At 34.1% G+C, this 17,787-nt stretch carries 14 protein-coding genes and 1 pseudogene; 1 reads left to right on the top strand and 14 read right to left on the bottom strand.

Going from position 1 to position 17,787, the window contains the following annotated elements:
• Positions 1-2 precede the first annotated feature (2 nt).
• Together KW502_RS04960 and KW502_RS04955 are read right to left on the bottom strand one after the other, a co-directional pair.
• Positions 3-767, bottom strand: a complete 765-nt coding sequence (locus KW502_RS04960) for a ParA family protein (protein WP_219039426.1) — start codon at positions 765-767, stop codon at positions 3-5.
• Between the two features lie 98 nt (positions 768-865).
• A complete protein-coding gene (locus tag KW502_RS04955; RefSeq protein WP_219039425.1) occupies positions 866-1,747 on the bottom strand; it encodes an SDR family oxidoreductase in 882 nt (293 codons plus the stop codon).
• A gap of 433 nt (positions 1,748-2,180) precedes the next feature.
• On the opposite strand from KW502_RS04955, the gene KW502_RS04950 reads away from it, so the two are divergent.
• The gene (locus KW502_RS04950; RefSeq protein ID WP_219039424.1) at positions 2,181-3,008 is read left to right on the top strand and encodes a hypothetical protein; all 828 of its coding nucleotides are present in this window, start codon (positions 2,181-2,183) and stop codon (positions 3,006-3,008) included.
• 75 nt (positions 3,009-3,083) lie between these two features.
• On the opposite strand, the gene scpA is transcribed toward KW502_RS04950, so the two are convergent.
• The 12 genes and pseudogenes from scpA to KW502_RS04885 form a co-directional block, all read right to left on the bottom strand.
• Complete coding sequence (gene scpA / locus KW502_RS04945; protein WP_219039423.1) at positions 3,084-5,216, bottom strand: methylmalonyl-CoA mutase; 2,133 nt, start codon at positions 5,214-5,216, stop codon at positions 3,084-3,086.
• Between the two features lie 15 nt (positions 5,217-5,231).
• On the bottom strand, positions 5,232-6,605 hold the full coding sequence (locus tag KW502_RS04940; RefSeq protein ID WP_219039422.1) for a methylmalonyl-CoA mutase subunit beta: 1,374 nt from the start codon (positions 6,603-6,605) through the stop codon (positions 5,232-5,234).
• On the bottom strand, positions 6,598-6,933 hold the full coding sequence (locus tag KW502_RS04935) for an FtsB family cell division protein (RefSeq protein ID WP_219039421.1): 336 nt from the start codon (positions 6,931-6,933) through the stop codon (positions 6,598-6,600). The genes KW502_RS04940 and KW502_RS04935 overlap by 8 nt, the downstream gene beginning before the upstream one ends.
• A gap of 18 nt (positions 6,934-6,951) precedes the next feature.
• On the bottom strand, positions 6,952-7,560 hold the full coding sequence (gene udk / locus KW502_RS04930; protein WP_219039420.1) for a uridine kinase: 609 nt from the start codon (positions 7,558-7,560) through the stop codon (positions 6,952-6,954).
• A 149-nt stretch (positions 7,561-7,709) separates the two neighbouring features.
• Positions 7,710-8,330: a hypothetical protein gene (locus KW502_RS04925; protein WP_219039419.1), complete on the bottom strand. Its 621-nt coding sequence runs from the start codon at positions 8,328-8,330 to the stop codon at positions 7,710-7,712.
• Between the two features lie 293 nt (positions 8,331-8,623).
• Entirely contained in the window at positions 8,624-9,793 is a 1,170-nt protein-coding gene (locus tag KW502_RS04920) for an efflux RND transporter periplasmic adaptor subunit (RefSeq protein WP_255554096.1), read from the bottom strand.
• A gap of 19 nt (positions 9,794-9,812) precedes the next feature.
• Complete coding sequence (locus KW502_RS04915; protein ID WP_219039417.1) at positions 9,813-14,144, bottom strand: CusA/CzcA family heavy metal efflux RND transporter; 4,332 nt, start codon at positions 14,142-14,144, stop codon at positions 9,813-9,815.
• Positions 14,145-14,410: 266 nt separating this feature from the next.
• Positions 14,411-14,728: a DUF6660 family protein gene (locus KW502_RS04910; RefSeq protein WP_219039416.1), complete on the bottom strand. Its 318-nt coding sequence runs from the start codon at positions 14,726-14,728 to the stop codon at positions 14,411-14,413.
• A gap of 42 nt (positions 14,729-14,770) precedes the next feature.
• Positions 14,771-15,181, bottom strand: a pseudogene (locus KW502_RS15365) (heme-binding domain-containing protein).
• Positions 15,182-15,273: 92 nt separating this feature from the next.
• A complete protein-coding gene (locus tag KW502_RS04895) occupies positions 15,274-16,590 on the bottom strand; it encodes a DUF3570 domain-containing protein (RefSeq protein ID WP_219039414.1) in 1,317 nt (438 codons plus the stop codon).
• A gap of 7 nt (positions 16,591-16,597) precedes the next feature.
• Complete coding sequence (locus KW502_RS04890) at positions 16,598-16,810, bottom strand: DUF4266 domain-containing protein (RefSeq protein ID WP_150545971.1); 213 nt, start codon at positions 16,808-16,810, stop codon at positions 16,598-16,600.
• Entirely contained in the window at positions 16,807-17,787 is a 981-nt protein-coding gene (locus KW502_RS04885) for an FAD:protein FMN transferase (protein ID WP_255554091.1), read from the bottom strand. Before KW502_RS04885 ends, KW502_RS04890 begins: the two co-directional genes overlap by 4 nt.

Below are 17,787 nucleotides of genomic sequence, written 5' to 3'. Positions count from 1 at the left end.
TCTTACTTGTTTTTCTTTATAATCTCTTCAGCTAAACTTAAATAATTATTGGCACCTCTACTTGATGCATCGTAATTGATAATGCTTTCACCATAACTTGGGGCTTCACTTAAGCGTACATTACGTTGAATAATGGTGTCAAAAACCATAGCTTCAAAATGTTTTTTTACTTCATCTACTACTTGATTAGATAATCGTAAACGAGAATCATACATGGTTAGTAGCAAGCCCTCAATATCTAATTTATTATTATGAATTTTTTGAACACTTTTAATGGTGTTCAACAATTTACCTAAACCTTCTAAAGCAAAATATTCACATTGAATAGGAATAATTACTGAATCTGAAGCTGTTAATGCATTTAAGGTAAGTAAACCTAAAGAAGGGGCGCAATCTATTAAAATATAGTCGTATTTTTCTTTTAGAGATAAAATAGCTTTTTTTAGCATAGACTCGCGCTGATCTTGATCTACCAATTCTATTTCAATCGCTACTAAATCTATGTGTGAAGGAATAATAGCTACATTAGGAGCATTAGTTTCTGTAATTGCATCTTCTGCTTTTAGCGTATGTTCTAAAAGTTGGTAAGTACCTACTTCTACATTTTCTACATCGATACCTAAACTTGAACTCGCATTCGCTTGCGGATCGGCATCAATTAATAAAACTTTTTTCTCCAAGACCCCTAGAGCGGCGGCTAAATTTACTGAAGTAGTGGTTTTACCTACTCCGCCTTTCTGGTTAGCAATTGCAATGATTTTACCCATCAATTATTTAAGATTTAGGTGGTAAAAATACGATTTATTATTCCAATTAAAAACGCTTAAATAAATAAGTTCATGATGTTTTTAAACAAATCAGTTAATTACTTGTTTTTCTTTTTTTTAATCATTTCTTCTAGTGTATCCCACATTTCTTCAGAAATATCTTCTAATAAGTTAAATTGTCCTGCTCCTTTTAACCACTCACCTCCATCTATGGTAATAACTTCACCATTTACATATGCTGAAAAATCTGAAACTAAATAAGCAGCAAGATTGGCAAGTTCTTGGTGTTCTCCAACACGTTTTAAGGGTACTTTTTGTGCCAAATCAAACTTGTCTTTTAAATCTCCTGGTAATAATCTATCCCACGCACCTTTAGTAGGAAATGGACCAGGAGCAATGGCATTAAATCTTATTCCGTATTTTGCCCATTCTACCGCAAGTGAACGTGTCATCGCTAAAACTCCAGCTTTAGCGGTAGCCGATGGAACTACATAAGCAGAGCCCGTCCAAGCGTAAGTAGTGACAATATTTAAAACTGTTTTATCTTTTTCGTTGTTGTCAATCCAATGTTTACCAAAAGCTAAAGTACAATTTTTACTTCCTTTTAAAACAATGTCTATAATGGTGTCAAAGGCATTAGCCGAAAGCCGTTCGGTAGGAGAGATGAAGTTACCCGCAGCATTATTCAATAAAATATCAACACTTCCCATTTTTTCAACAGCTTCATTCTTCATGCGCTCTACTTCATCGTAATTTCTTACATCACATTGAATAGCAAAACATTTTCCGCCGGTTTCCGCTTCTAATTCTTTAACGGTAGTTTTCAGTTTGTCTAAATTTCTAGAAGTAATGGCGACTTTGGCTCCCAATTCTAAAAAATATTTGGTCATGGCTTTCCCAAGTCCGCTTCCACCGCCAGTGACAACAATATTTTTATTTTTTAGAGCATCATCACGTAACATTTTATTGGTGTAGTTCATAAATTTCTATTTCTTCTAAATATAAGGATAAATATTTATGTAGAGTATGCTAAAAAAAATTACATTTTTAATTAAAATTGATATTTTTGTGAATATGTTATTACAATTAGTTTCGTAACCTTTAAATAAAATGGAAAGATCAATTATCGATTTCTGTTTTTTTTCGGGGGGTGAAAGTCTTATTTGGTGAATATCAGTTATGCTTAAATGTTTCAGAAGAATACAAATAATCTGATTCTTTCTTCTGAATAAATATTCTAGTTGCTGTGGCAAAAAGATCAGTTCTGATTCATTTTTTAATAAATTCTAGTTGATTTAGGTTTAATTTAAATCAATAGATATGATTTCTAAAAACAAGATCATATGCTAAGAAACGGTTGGTGTATATATTAAATCTGTAAATAAAAATTAACTCAATAATAAAAAATAACTTATGAAATTTTTATATCGATTACTAATTTTTGGAGGAGTAATGTTGGTAAGTATACCTTCAACGCAAGCTCAAATATTTAAAAAATTAAAAGATAAGATTGCAGGAGAGGCAGAAAAAGCGGTCGATAGACAATTAAATAAAAACTCTAAAAATAAAGGAATTGCAGAAGAAGATTGTTCTACTAATTCTAACCGAATACAAATTGAAGAAAATGGAATGTTTATCCCAGGAGATTCTTTAGTTTACGCCACAAATTTTGATCGGATGGCTAACGGGAGTATGCCAGATCAATGGAAAACTACCGGATCGGGTTCTGTTGTGAAAATAAGCAGATTTTCAGGGAAGTGGTTAAATATGAGCGAGCGCACCAGCTATAAATTAAAACGAACTATAGATTATCCTGATCGTTTTACGGTAGAGTTCGATTTAATTATAGCTGCAGATAAAGTTAATGATCTTTCATCCTTATTCTTTGGTTTTACAAAAGATAACAGTTTGTCGCGTTGGATTTCTAACAGTAGTATCTGGCACGCACAATTACAATATATGAATAGTAAAGATTTTGTCGTTTCTAGCAAGGTTCGTGATTTGTATAGAAATGGAAGTTTTGATTTAGGAGTTTACGCTAATCAAAAAATGCATGTGTCTATTGCTGTAGATGGTGATCGTGTAAAAATATATTTAGATGATACCAAAATTGCAGACAGTGATCTTTTTAGAGGGCAACGCTTTAAACATTTCTTTATCAGTAGCCCATTACGTAGTGATAATGGAGCAAGTGCATTATTCGGAAATTTCAAAATTAATACGTATAGCGAAGATTTTTAATTCAATAATAATTAAAAACAATATAAAAAAACACCCACATCTGGGTGTTTTTTTATTTAATTTATATCCATTTCATTAGGCTACCGAATCAATTAAAATATCTAAAATCTGAATGGCAGCTTCGCTAATTTTAGTTCCTGGTCCAAAGACTGCAACTGCGCCAGCATCAAATAAATATGGATAATCTGCAGAAGGAATCACTCCACCAACAATTACCATGATATCTTCGCGATCGTGTTTCTTTAATTCTTCAATAACCTGTGGGACTAAAGTTTTATGTCCTGCGGCTAAAGAAGAAACTCCTAAAATATGAACATCATTTTCCATTGCTTGTTTTGCTGCTTCTTGTGGAGTTTGAAATAACGGACCAATATCTACATCAAAACCTACATCGGCATAACCAGTAGCGACTACTTTAGCACCGCGATCATGACCATCTTGTCCCATTTTTGCAATCATTATTCGAGGTCGGCGACCTTCTAATTCTGCAAATTGATTGGCTAATTCTTTTGCTTTTTGAAACGATTTGTCGTCTTTAATTTCTTTACTATACACGCCACTAAAAGATTTTGTTTGTGCTTTATGTCTTCCGTATATTTTTTCTAAAGCCATACTAATTTCACCTATGCTGGCACGTTCACGAGCAGCCTCTACAGCTAAGCCGAGAAGATTTCCTTCTTGTTTTTCTGCGGCTTTAGTGAGGTTTGTCAGGGCTTCTTGAACTTTTTCTTCATTACGATTCGCTTTCATCTCTTCAAGTCGCGCGATCTGTTGCTTACGCACGGTTTGATTGTCTACTTCTAACGTGACAATAGGATCTTCTTTATCACGTCGGTATTTGTTCACGCCAACAATAATATCTTGACCACTGTCTATTCTTGCTTGTTTTCTGGCTGCGGCTTCTTCTATACGAAGTTTCGGAATTCCTTTTTCGATCGCTTTAGTCATACCTCCCAATTCTTCTACTTCTTCAATAAGTTTCCAAGCTTTTTGGGCGATTTCAGCGGTTAACTTTTCTACATAATAACTGCCTGCCCAAGGGTCTACTGTTTTGGTAATTTCAGTTTCATCCTGTAAATATAATTGTGTGTTTCTGGCAATACGTGCAGAAAAATCTGTAGGTAAAGCAATGGCTTCATCTAAGGCGTTGGTGTGTAAACTTTGGGTTCCGCCAAAAGCTGCTGCAGAAGCTTCAATACAAGTTCTTGCCACATTATTAAAAGGATCTTGCTCTGTTAAACTCCAACCGCTGGTTTGGCAATGCGTTCTTAACGAAAGTGATTTCGGATTTTTCGGGTTGAATTGTTTTACCAATTTTGCCCATAACATTCTGCCGGCACGAAGTTTAGCAATTTCCATAAAATGGTTCATTCCAATGGCCCAGAAAAAGGAAAGTCGTGGTGCAAAACTGTCAATATCCATTCCCGCTTCGAGTCCTTTTCTTATGTATTCTAGACCGTCGGCAAGTGTGTAGGCAAGTTCAATATCATTGGTAGCTCCGGCTTCTTGCATATGATATCCAGAGATACTAATGCTATTAAAACGCGGCATATATCTAGAAGAATATTCAAAAATATCTGAAATAATTTTCATCGATGGAGTAGGTGGGTAAATGTAGGTATTACGCACCATAAACTCTTTAAGAATATCGTTTTGAATCGTTCCTGAAAGTTGTTCAGGTTTTACGCCTTGTTCTTCTGCCGCGACAATATAAAATGCCATAATAGGCAAAACAGCGCCATTCATGGTCATAGAAACCGACATCTTATCGAGTGGAATTTGATCGAAAAGAATTTTCATATCTTCAACAGAATCAATCGCAACTCCGGCTTTTCCTACATCACCCACCACACGTTCGTGATCACTATCGTAGCCGCGATGCGTCGCTAGATCAAAGGCAACAGAAAGACCTTTTTGCCCGGCAGCCAGATTTCTTCTATAAAAAGCATTACTTTCTTCTGCGGTAGAAAACCCCGCATATTGCCGAATTGTCCACGGTCTTCTCACATACATGGTCGAATAAGGCCCGCGCAAAAAAGGAGAAAGTCCTGCTACAAAGTTGAGATGTTCTAAATTTTCAATATCTTCTTTGGCGTAGAATTTTTTAATTTTAATTTTCTCTGGAGTCTTAAATACTTCTTCATCAAAATTTTGAATATTCAATTCTGAATTTTGAATTTTTATATGTTGAAGGTCTTTTCGAGCCATGGTTTTCGGTTTTAATTACTCCGTTTCTAATCGTATTTGCTCACTTTTTTCAGCTAGCCTTTTCTGAATTATCGGTTTCAAAAGTGTTTTGCGTTCTTTTTTCTGAAGAAATGGAGACTTCTCTAAATCTGCTTTCATTTTATCTTCTGGATTCAAATACTTGTTGGTACCAACCAGCGTTTTTTCAGCTTCATTAAATTGTGCTAATTCTTTATCGGCACTTTCTTTAATTTTACGTTGAATGGTTCCTTCCATCAATGAAGTAATCCAACCTCCAGATTTTTCGATTGATTTGAAAATTTCCAATGCTTTTTCAGCTAACTGCGAAGTGATTTCTTCTACATAATAACTACCATCACTGGCGTTCGCTACTTTATCAAAATAACTTTCTTCTTTTAAAATTAAAAGTTGGTTGCGCGCAATTCTTCGTCCAAAATCATTATCGTGATGGTAAATTTCATCATAAGGAAGATTGCAAACCCAATTGGCGCCACCTAAAATACTACTCATACTTTCGGTAGTGGTGCGTAACATATTTACATTATAATCGTAAATGGTTTTGTTGCGTTGTGTTGGGAAAGCTAAAATTTGAATAGTTTCAGGCGCTTTGTAAGCTTCAGCTAAACTAGCATAAAGTTGACGCAAAGCTTTCAGTTTAGCTATTTCAAAGAAATAATTTGAACCTGTTGAAACTTTAAATGTAGGTCGAAATTCTTTTAATTGCTGCGGAAAATGTTCATTTAGATAATTTAAATATTCGTTCACGTGCGCCATCGCGTAGGCCAATTGCTGCACGATATTGGCTCCAGCATTTTGATAAATAGATGTATTTACACTTATAGTAATGGGTAAATCATCATTTAACTGTATAAATTCAGTTAATAATTGGAAATCTTCTTTTTGGTTATAAAACCAGTTTCCGGTGGCCGAAAGATTTCCGACAATATCTACACCTACCGAAAGTTGATGATTCTTACCTAGAACAATTTCTTTTAATTGTTGAAGTATTTTTTTCGACAAAAATTGAAAATCGAGAAATACTGGTATTTTTTCGATATCGATTTCGGTTAATAACTTTGGGAGATTTATTTCATCAGAAGTAATTACTAACCACAAAGCTTCAGTTCCTTTTTCTAAACTTTCTAAAAGGGAAACTGAAGTTGTCTTTTCAGAAATAATAAAACGTTCGGTAATATTCCAACGAGCTGGTGAAGTAGGCGCATAACTTGGTTTAAAATTGTCTTGATGATAAAAAGGTTTTACATCAATGCCTTCGTTACTGTGAAAAATAAGACTCTCGTAATTGGCGCCTTTTAAATCTACCTGAATTTTTTGTTTCCATTCTTTACCAGAAATATTTCTAAAATCTTCAAACAATTTTTCACTCATAATCATCTTCCTTTTTCGACCCGTCTTGGTATTCAATAATAAAAATTTCTTCATCTTCACGCTTCATAAAATATTCTTCACGCGCAAATTTTTCGAGTTCATCAGCATCATTTAGACCCTCAATAATAGTTTTATCTTTATTGATTTCTTTCTCGTAATAGGTCTTATTGTTGTTAAGTTTATCTAACTCTTCATCTAATTCACGATGTACCAACCAACTATTGCTGTCTAGAAATAACATCCAAACACCAAACACTAAAATTATAAGTACATATTTGTTGCTTACAATTTTAAACCAACGTTTCTCGCGAAGCTTTTTAAAACCCATGGGAACGAATATACAAAATTAGTCTAAGCGTTCTCTAATAATGGTCTGAACAATATCAACAGCTACCGTATTATAACGATTATTTGGTATAATAATATCGGCAAACTCTTTAGAAGGCTCAATAAATTGTTGATGCATAGGTTTTAAGGTGGTTTGGTAACGATTTAAAACTTCATCTAAATCGCGACCACGCTCTTTCATATCTCTTTTTAACCTTCTAATTAAACGTTCGTCACTATCGGCATGAACATAGATCATAATATCAAACAGCTCACGAAGCGCAGGATTGGTAAGTATTAAAATGCCTTCTACAAGCATCACTTTTTTGGGCGGTGTTTGAATTGTTTCTCCTGTGCGGTTATGCTCTTTAAAAGAATATACGGGCTGCGGAATAGAAGATCCTGCTTTTAATTGTTTTAGATGCTTAACCAGTAATTCAAAATCGATAGATTGTGGATGGTCAAAATTTATTTTGGTACGCTCGTCATAGCTTAGGTTACCAGTATCACGATAATAAGAATCTTGAGAAATAACCGCAACTTCTTCGTGCTGTAATTCATCAATGATAGTATTGACCACAGTTGTTTTTCCACTTCCGGTTCCTCCGGCAATCCCAATAATGAGCATAATTTTAATTTTTATGCAAAATTAGTTAATTATTAAAATTATGAAATATTGTTTAAGAATTCTTATTAACGATTTTTTAAGAGTACATTTTTTGAAAACTTAATTGTTTTATATCATGCTGAATCAAATTTAGCAAGACGAATAACCAATTAAGCTAACAGCCTTCTTTTTTGCCGAAGTACAAATAATTTTAGATGATAAACAAAGTTTGATTTTTCATGCTCTTTGGCCGTATTATGTCGTTTATCGAAACTAGCTAACGCAGCTTTTAGATCTCCTTCAGCATTAATCTGATTCCAGAAAATTTTAAAATCTTCTTTTATTGTTGCAAGTTGAATGGTAAGTTGTTTTGGCTGATGCTTTAAAAACAAATCTATATTTGCGGTTACCGTATCTACATAATCATAACAAAGCTGCAGTTGCTCTTCTTTGTTTAACGTTTCTGGCGGATTCATTTTTATTCCACCAGAATACGCATCTACCATACTTTTCTTTTTCAAAAAGCGCTTACTAAAACTTTTGGCAGTTTTATCTCGATCTCTTTTGAGGTGTACATAAAAAACTTGATCGGTAAATTTTTGGTTCATTTCACCCAAATGCCAGCTTAATCTATTATCAGCTTCAATATGATCATTAGGATAATCAAAACGCGCTGCTCCTAATTGTTGTGAACGTGTTTCGTGACCACAGCTGTAATTGGTCATATATTTACAAGCTTCTATAAAACTATAAGAACCACAACGTCCCGTGCCTAAAACAAATATGCGCATTGAAAAATGAATTTGGTTTCAAAAATAAGTAAAGAAATGATAATAAGGTAGGCTATTGACTCTTTTTCAACTAGGCTTAAAAGCAACCTTCATTTATAAGAAAAGTGGCTTTTGTGATTTTTGCGTTGAGATTATTCTGAATTTATTTCAGAGTCTCATTTTAAAAAATGAAAAGTAATAATGAGACCTTAAATCAAGTTTAGGGTGACGGAATTTTTCTAAAAAATCATCACCTCTAAACCTAACAAACTCATAATCTCCTAAAAAATAATACCTAAAACCTCCCAGCTAAATTAATGATGATGCCCGCCGCCTTCACCTTTTTCTGCTTCGGCTTGTATATAATAAGCATTATTATAAGCAAACAAAGTTTTTGAAGGTTGCTTTTCGAGTAACTGAATGGCTGTCCATGCACCATCAGTTTTTCCGGTTTTTACTTCAACGGGTATAAAATTCCATTCGTTTTTGTTTTTTTCAGTTTTATAGATATAGAAACGATTCCCCTTTGTTATTATCGCACTTTCAGAAATTGCGGTAGTTTCTGAATTATCAGTTAGAATCCGACCTTGAATATACATTCCTGGAATAAGATTTCCTTTTTTATTTTCAATTTCGGCATGAACATGAACTGCTTTCGGATTATCTTCAAAGGTTTTACTAATTGAATAAATCTGAGCCGTAAGTTCTGAACCTGGTAATGATTGAATGGTGAATTTTATTTTTTGTCCTTTTTCAATTTTATAAACGTCTTTTTCATAAACCATTAAATCTGCGTGAACATGGTGCGTGTTTATAATTTCAAATAAATCGGTTTGAGGTTGAACGTATTGCCCTGTTTTCACTTCTACTTTTTGTACAGCTCCTTCAATGGGACTGCATAATGCGACACGTTCTTGAATATTTCCTTGTTCAAGATTTTTTAGGCTAATATTTAAAAGTTTTAATTTAGATTTTGATCCGCTCAGCATTCCTTTCTTAGCTTTGTATTCAGCCTCTGCTTTTTGAAAATTCATCCCAGAACCTACACCACCTTCATATAGTTTTTTTTGGCGTTGGTATTCTTTTTCTAAATATTTCAGTTGATGAAAGGCTTCTAAATAATTAGATTGTAATTGAATAATATTAGGATGTGATAAATAGGCAATTACCTGTCCTTGTTCAACTTCTTCGCCTTCAATCACTTCAATTTTCACAACGTTTGCGCCAACACTAGTAGTTACCGTGGCTTCGTTTTGTGGTGGCACTTCTAATCTTCCATTAGCTTCTACAAAACCACCCATAGTTCGCTTGGAGAGTGTGTCTATTTTTAAACCTAAAATTTCGGCTTGTTTAAAAGAAAGATGAATGCCTTCTTCTTTGTGTTTTTCAGTATTTTCTTTAGTTGAATTTTCTTTTTCTTCTGCGGAATTATTTCCACAGGAAATTAAAAATAAAACGCAACATATAGAGCTGATAAATTTCATTTGTAGTGAGTTAGAGATATTATTCATAATTAAAATAGGTTAAATCGAATTTGGCATTTAGATAATTGTTTATCGCTTCTATAGCATTGAGTTCGGTTTCGATAGCATTAGTAAGCATTTGCGTGAAAGTGGTGTAATCTATGGCTCCTTCGCGGTAAGCCAATAAAGCTCCGTTTTGTTGTTCTTTTACCAAAGGAAGTGCTTCGTTTAGGTAGAAATTTTTTGATTTTTTCCATTTCATGAAATTTCGCAGACTTTGCTGATATTGGGTTTTTAACTGTTGCTGAAGAAAATCTGCTTTATTCTGTGCTACTTGCTGCTGAATTTTTGTAGTTTTTACCCGAGTTTTTTCATCTCCAGAAAATAAAGGAAGCGAAATGCCCGCTTGATAAGTATAAAAACCGCTTTGATTTTGCACTTCTTGTATTCCGTATTGAATATTAAACTTAGGTAATAAATCTGCTTTTGCAGCGTGATAATTTGCTTCGGAAGTTGCTAATTGTTGCTGGGCCACTTGAAACGCTGGATGGTTTTCTATCGATTGCTCGGTGATTAGCGTTTCCTCTTCAAGCAAAATATTATCGCTGACCTCAAAAATGTGATCATTAGTTAACCATAAATTTAGTTTTTGTAATTCGATGAAATAATCATCTTTTGCTTGTTCTTTTTTTAAGGCAATTTGTAAAGCTTGATTTTTAGCATAAGAAAATTCGAGTTTAGAAATGGCTTCCACTTCTAAATTTAATTTTACCGCAGTTTTAAATTTAGTGTAAATTGAATCTAAACGTTGGTAAAGCTTAAACTTTTGTTTTGCGCTATAAGCTTTAGTCCAAGCTATTTTTACTTCTCGTTCTACTTCAAGAAGAGAAAGGGTTAATGCTTTTTCTGCTAATTTTACTTCAGCTTTAAGTTGTTTATTTTTAGCAGCAATCCCAAATATATCGATGTTTTGCTGACCAACATTAATCCAAGTATAGACTCCTTTATTATTATTAATTTCTTCACCGCTTGTGAAGATTTTTGTGGTTCCTAAATCCCAAACTTTTGCTTTTTGAGCTTGTTGCTGATTAATTTCTAATCGTTTGTTTTTTAGTAACGGATAATTTTCTTTAGCGATTTTAACAGCTTGATTTATCCCGATTTCAGAAAACGTTTTTTCTTGAGCATTGCCTTGAAACGGAACAAGAAAAAACATAAAGACTCCAGCAATAGCAGTGGTTTGGAGTGAAGTTAATTTTCGTTTTTTTCTGGTCTCAATCCACTGATAAAGAATAGGAATAATAAAAAGTGTAAGTAGGGTAGAAGTGATTAAACCACCAATTACTACAGTGGCTAAGGGACGTTGTACTTCGGCTCCAGATGAAGAAGAAATTGCCATGGGTAAAAACCCTAATACATCGGTAAATGCTGTGAGCATAATTGGGCGAACGCGACGTTTAGTTCCTTTTAAAATTCGATTTCTCACATTGGTTTCACCTTCTTCTTTTAATTCATTTAAACCGTTAATCAATACTAAGCCATTAAGTACGGCAACGCCAAAAAGTACAATAAAACCAACGCCTGCAGATATACTAAATGGCATATCTCTTAGCCAAAGTGCAAAAATACCGCCTATAGTAGCCATAGGAATAGAAAGGTAAATCATTAACGTTTCTGAAAATGATTTTAAGGCGAAGTAAATTAAGATGAAAATTAAAATTAAAGCTATAGGGACGACGGTTTGTAAACGTTTATTAGCGCGTTCAAAATTTTCAAAAGCACCACCATACCGAATATAATAACCCGAAGGTAAATCAAATTCTTTGTCTAATTTTTGCTGAATATCTTTGACGACCGATTGAACATCTCTATTTCTAATATTTATACCTACATATGTGCGCCGGTTTGTATTGTCTCGACTAATCTGCATAGGTCCAGTCTGGTAACTAATGTTAGCAACTTCGCGAAGCGGAATTTGATTTCCGTTAGGTAGATCTACATACAAGTTTTCTAAATGCTGAATATTTTGACGTTCTGCTTCTGCTAAGCGTACGACCAAATCATAGCGTTTTTCACCTTCAAAAATAACCCCCGCTTTTCTACCCGCAAAAGCCGTTTGGATTAATGTATTTAAGCTACTAATTTGCAAACCATATTGCGCCAACTTATTTCTGTTGTAATTAACAGTAATTTGTGGCAAACCAGTAGTAGCTTCAACTTTCATATCGGCAACCCCATCAATATTAGCAATCAGTTTTCCTATTTCTTTTGCTTTATCTGCTAGCACTTGTAAGTCTTCTCCAAAAAGTTTAATCGCCACGTCTTCTCGTACACCAGAAAGTAATTCGTTAAAACGCATCTCAATAGGTTGGGTGAATTCATAAGAAACACCTGGAATTATGCTAATGTCTTTTTTAATTTTAGCGATAAGTTCTTCTTTGGTCTTCGCAGAAGTCCATTCTGATTTAGGTTTCAGAATAATAAAAGTATCGGCAAGATCCATAGGCATAGGGTCTGTGGGAACATCGGCAACACCAATTCTACTAATTACCGACTTCACTTCTGGATAATTACTTTTAATAATTTTTTCAACTTTTGTAGTGGTCGCAATCATCTCAGTTAACGAACTGCCTGGTTTTAAAATGACGTGAAAGGCAATATCACCTTCATCGAGTTGTGGTATAAATTCACCTCCCATCTTGCTAAAGGTAAAAATGGCTAACGTAAGAAGTACTATAGCAAAACCAATGATTAATTTTCCTTTGGAAAGACTTTTTTGAAGTATTTTTTCATAATTGCGTTCTACCCAACATACAAATTGATCTCCCCAAGTCGATTTTGATTTTTTCGGAACTTTAATAAACAAAGCCGAAATCATAGGAACGTAAGTGAGGCAAAGAATCATGGCTCCAACCATAGCGAAAATAAAAGTCAATGCCATGGGGCGAAACATTTTACCTTCTACACCTTCTAAGGCCAAAATGGGAATAAAAACAATCATAATGATAAGCTGACCAAAAAAGGCCGAATTCATCATTTTTTTAGAAGCTTTCGCTGTGATTTTATCTCTGTTTTCTGTTGTGATTTCAACTTGCTTTTTCTTCACATAAGCGTAAAGAAAAAAGACAGTACTTTCCACAATAATAACAGATCCGTCTACAATTATACCGAAGTCAATAGCTCCTAAACTCATTAAGTTAGCCCAAACATCAAAGACATTCATCAAAATAAAAGCAAACAATAAAGCTAGTGGTATAGTAGATGCTACAATTAAGCCACCACGCCAATTGCCAAGCAATAGCACTAAAATGAAAATGACAATAAGCCCGCCTTCTAACAGATTGTTTTTGATAGTTCCTGTGGTGTTGGCAATAAGATCGCTTCGATCTAAAAAGGATTTGATGTGAACTCCTTCGGGAAGCGATTTTTCAATTTGCTGCATCCGCTCTTTTACACGGTTAATCACTTCGTTAGAGTTTGCGCCTTTCAGCATTAAAATCATTCCACCAACAGCTTCACCTTCGCCGTTTTTGGTTAAAGCTCCATAACGAACTGCATTACCTATGTTAACTTCTGCAACGTCTTTAATTTTAATAGGAATACCATTATCATTTTTTATGACCATTTGGCGAATGTCATCTAGGTTTCTCGCCAAGCCTTCACCTCGAATGAAATTAGCTTGATGATTTTTTTCGATATAAGCACCACCCGTGTTTTGATTATTTTGCTGTAAAGCAGAAAAAACCTCAGCAACACTAATACCTATCGCTTTAAGTTCTTCGGGTTTTACGGCAACTTCATATTGTTTTATTTTTCCACCAAAAGCATTCACTTCTACCACACCAGGCACTAGTGCCATTTGTCGACGTATTATCCAATCTTGATAACCACGTAAATCGGTGCTGGAATATTCGTTTTTATAATTTTTTTCAACTTCTAGCGTGTACTGGTAAATTTCTCCAAGCCCGGTAGATATTGGTCCCATTGCAGGCTTTCCGAAACCTTCAGGAATTACTTCTTGAACTTCAATTAATTTTTCTGAAACCAGTTGTCGCGGCAAGTAGTTACCGGCTTCGTCTTCAAAAACAATAGTGACTACGGAGAGTCCAAAACGAGAAATAGATCTAATTTCTTTTACCTGTGGTAGGTTGCTCATAAGCATTTCTACGGGTAAGGTTACAAACTGTTCTATGTCTTCAGTCCCTAAATTTGGCGCTTGGGTAATGACTTGTACTTGATTATTGGTAATGTCTGGATTGGCATCTATGGGAACTTGTAGCATGCTCCAAACACCAAAGCCAATCCAGGCGATCATTAGTAAACCAATGATCATTTTATTCCGAATGGAAAAATCAATGATTTTATTAATCATAAATATGTTATTTTTTTATTCTTGTATGAATTTTTAGAATATCAAATAATTATTTGAATACTCTAATAAGCTCACTAAACAACACTTCAACTCCGCTCAGTGTAGTAATATAAGAGAGACTAAATCTTACAGAAATTTTAATATTATAATAGGTTGAGGGAAGCAATGGTTTTTCCAAAAACAAAAAACACTTTACTAATTTGAGTGTTAAAAATTAGGCTTAGAAAAATTGCTTCAAATGAGGTAGATTTCAGTGAAAACTGAAATTATGCGTTTCTTGGAGGTTGTAGAATACGATTATGAATCTCTTGTCCTAAATTTTCAAAAGGAATAAAATTTTGTGTAGAAATTTTTTGAGCAATGGTTTGAAATTCAGTGAAATGAAAATCGATAACATGAATATGACAACAGTGGCACTGGCAAAAAGGAGAGCAAAAATCTTCTGAATGTTGATGATTTTCGTGATCTTGAGAAGTCGTTGCTTGCGCTAAAGTAGGTTCTTGTATATCTGTAATACTATCTTCACAAGGGATAAAATTGAGCCCTAAAATATAGATAGATAATATGGTAAGTAAGATTTTCATTTTCTCAAAGATATAAAAAATCTAAAAGCTGATGGATAAACTTTAGTTTTTTGATTTACTAAGGTAATCTTTTACCCAATTTGTAAGTATTTTTGTTTGTGCTTCAGATAGTTTAGCATCATTGTGTAACCATAGGTATGAACGTAAAGGCATTTCTCCTTTTTCAATCATTTCTTCGGTTTCTTCCATTTTATGATTCTTCCATTTTTGTGACAGGTATCCCCATTCAGAATAATTTAAATGGCGTTTTCCATCTTCTAAATGTTCAGCTAAATACTAGTTGACGGGAGTTATTTTGTCATACCAAGGATATGTTGTGTTATTGGAATGGCAATCGTAACAAGAAGTTTTTAGAATATTCATAACTTCAGAAGAAACATTTTCAACTTTTGCAATATCTGTATTGGGAACTTGTTGGTAAGTGTTTTCATCTGGACCAAAAAACTGTGCCATAATAAAGACAGCAATTAAGATAATTATGATAGTGTTAAAGATTTTTCTTTTTGAAGCCATTTTTTATTTTTTTAGAATTGTTTTTGTTGCTTCTAGTACACTATAAAATTAAAACCTCCTGAAATGATGCTGGCATTCAATCCTGTGTTTCTTTCATAATAATGATAATTTAAATCGATGCTTTTTAAGGCTAACTTCCAAAGGTGGAATCCAGTAAAAATATCGGTATAAATTACTCCTAAGCCATACTGATTGGCATTAAATTTTGATAAATCGTAATCGGAGGTATAATATTCATCGGTAGATAGATGCTGCTCGTAAGGAGCAAAATAATCGGCTGTCGATTGTGAGTAAAACCGGTAGGATGGGATGAGTGTAAATTTGCTACTTATTTTTGTGGGCAATTCAATTTTTGTAGTGTGTGAATTAATGCCCCAATTATCGGTGTAGAATCTATAATAGGTTCTTAGCACAAAAGTTTCGTTGAGGTAATAATTTAACCTTCCACCCAAAGCAATTTTAAAACGGGTATCAGGTAAAATTTCATTGGCATCTGCCAGTTGAAAATTTTGTATAAACGAATCTTCTACATCGGCAAAATACACTCGTTGAAAAGGTGTTGAAAGCAAACCTTCTTGCTGAACTAAATCTAGCATTAAACTTCCTTGAGCCCGTTTTGATAGAATCTGAGAAAAACTTAAACCAAGTGAATAAGAGTTTCTACTTTCATCATCAAATTTGGTGAAATTAGGATTGTAATTTTGATTTCCCGTAATGCTATATTGCGAAAATAAATTGTTGTTTAATCCATTACCGTCTTCTGAAAATGGTCTTAGTTCATAAGGGTAAATAGAATTCCAAGTATCTAAATATACATTTGCATTTATAGAGATTTCCGTATTTTTTTCGTTGAATAATTTGGTATAGCTTCCGCCAAAACCAAGTGAGAAATAATCATATTCAGAAGAAACCAAAAGTTTCGCGCTCCAAATTGTATTTCTGTCATCAGAATTATGAGTGTAAGTTCCCGTAAGATTAGTCCATACATCTCCCGAGGAAGCACCAGAACTTTCTACAAAAGGATCTGCAGATTGATTTCCGTCAAACGGATTTATATTGCTGGAAGAGGCAGAGGTATAAGCAGATACTCCACCATCTATGGTTAATACATCATCATCGTTTAATGGAATAGAAACGACAATGGTAGGAGTTACATCGGTTAGTTTTTCGGTACCAATACCTCCAGAAACGGCAGCATTATTACCATCTTGCGTGTAGTAACTCGCCAAAAAATCTACTTCGGTAGTTTCTAAAACTCTTTTTTTGTAGGTCTGAGTAGAATCTGAAGCTTGCTGAGCTTTTGAAATAAAACCACTTAGCAACAATATAATTACAAAAATATTTTTCATATAAGTTTTAATTACATCCACAGCCACCGCCTGTTTTTCCTCCGTTAGCTCCTGCAGCTGCTTCACGATAAGCTTGGAAATTAGTTTCAAAACGATCTGATTTTTTTGTAGTGCTTAACAACATTTGCGGATCGTTTAGGTAAACTTTTTCATATTCTTTTACTACCGTACAAGAACTAGCTCCGGCAATAAGAATGATTATGGCTATTATTTTTTTCATTTAGTATTAATTTCAATATTGTTGGAGGTGAAAATATTTCCTTGATCGTCTATCAGAATGCATTCAATATTAGGAAGCTGGTTGATTCTGTTAAGACCAACTTCTTTTCCCATAACAAAAACTGAAGTTGCTAAGGCATCTGCCAGTTCCGCTTTTGGAGCAAAAACAGTCACACTTATAATTCCGCTGGAAGGATAACCCGTTCTTGGATCGATAATGTGCGTATATCTTTTTCCGTTAAAGTTCACGTATTTTTCATAGTTACCTGAAGTGACTACCGCTTCATTTTGAATAGGCAAGAGAGCAAAAGCTTTGTTTTTATCCATCGGGTTGGTAATGGCTACTTTCCAATCGCTTCCATTGGGTTGTTTTCCCCAAGTATTCATATCGCCAGAGGCGTTGATAATTCCGGCAGGGACTCCTTTGCTTATTAATAATTCTTTGGCTTTATCTGCGGCATATCCTTTTCCAATGCCTCCAAAACCAATTTTCATTCCCTTTAATTTTAGAAAAACAGTCGATCTATCTTTATCTACCAAAATATTTTGATAACCAACTTTACTTACAGAGTTTTTAATTTCTTCAGCAGGCGGCATTTGCTTCATCGTTCCGTCAAATTTCCAGATCTTATCCATCGAAGCATAGCTAATGTCGAAAGCTCCATCAGTTAATTTGGAAATTCCTTTTGCACGCTCTATTAATTGAATTAATTCTGAATCTACTTTTACCGCTTTTATTCCTGCATTTTTGTTGATAGCTGAGGTTTGTGAATTGGGATCCCAAGAAGAAATGAGTTTTTCTATTCTTGAAATTTCATCAACTGCTAAGTCAATATATGTATTGGCTTCCACAGAATCTTGGGCAACCACCGTAATATCAAAACGGCTGCCCATTAGTTTTAGGGTACGTTTAACTATATTCTGGGAAAACCCCTGAATACTAACTATTAGTGATGTAAAAAAAATAAACTTTTTCAA

This window comes from Mesonia aestuariivivens, assembly GCF_019311235.1.
GTDB classification, from domain to species: domain Bacteria; phylum Bacteroidota; class Bacteroidia; order Flavobacteriales; family Flavobacteriaceae; genus Mesonia; species Mesonia aestuariivivens.
This window is presented reverse-complemented; position numbering and strand designations above follow the sequence as displayed.

What these genes read in the sequence shown, in the direction of transcription:
- KW502_RS04960 (WP_219039426.1), bottom strand. Translation starts at nt 767, where the DNA reads ATGGGTAAAATCATTGCAATTGCTAACCAGAAAGGCGGAGTAGGTAAA.
- scpA (WP_219039423.1), bottom strand. Translation starts at nt 5,216, where the DNA reads ATGGCTCGAAAAGACCTTCAACATATAAAAATTCAAAATTCAGAATTG.
- KW502_RS04915 (WP_219039417.1), bottom strand. Translation starts at nt 14,144, where the DNA reads ATGATTAATAAAATCATTGATTTTTCCATTCGGAATAAAATGATCATT.
- KW502_RS04890 (WP_150545971.1), bottom strand. Translation starts at nt 16,810, where the DNA reads ATGAAAAAAATAATAGCCATAATCATTCTTATTGCCGGAGCTAGTTCT.
- udk (WP_219039420.1), bottom strand. Translation starts at nt 7,560, where the DNA reads ATGCTCATTATTGGGATTGCCGGAGGAACCGGAAGTGGAAAAACAACT.
- KW502_RS04910 (WP_219039416.1), bottom strand. Translation starts at nt 14,728, where the DNA reads ATGAAAATCTTACTTACCATATTATCTATCTATATTTTAGGGCTCAAT.
- KW502_RS04955 (WP_219039425.1), bottom strand. Translation starts at nt 1,747, where the DNA reads ATGAACTACACCAATAAAATGTTACGTGATGATGCTCTAAAAAATAAA.
- KW502_RS04925 (WP_219039419.1), bottom strand. Translation starts at nt 8,330, where the DNA reads ATGCGCATATTTGTTTTAGGCACGGGACGTTGTGGTTCTTATAGTTTT.
- KW502_RS04920 (WP_255554096.1), bottom strand. Translation starts at nt 9,793, where the DNA reads ATGAAATTTATCAGCTCTATATGTTGCGTTTTATTTTTAATTTCCTGT.
- KW502_RS04950 (WP_219039424.1), top strand. Translation starts at nt 2,181, where the DNA reads ATGAAATTTTTATATCGATTACTAATTTTTGGAGGAGTAATGTTGGTA.
- KW502_RS04940 (WP_219039422.1), bottom strand. Translation starts at nt 6,605, where the DNA reads ATGAGTGAAAAATTGTTTGAAGATTTTAGAAATATTTCTGGTAAAGAA.
- KW502_RS04895 (WP_219039414.1), bottom strand. Translation starts at nt 16,590, where the DNA reads ATGAAAAATATTTTTGTAATTATATTGTTGCTAAGTGGTTTTATTTCA.
- KW502_RS04935 (WP_219039421.1), bottom strand. Translation starts at nt 6,933, where the DNA reads ATGGGTTTTAAAAAGCTTCGCGAGAAACGTTGGTTTAAAATTGTAAGC.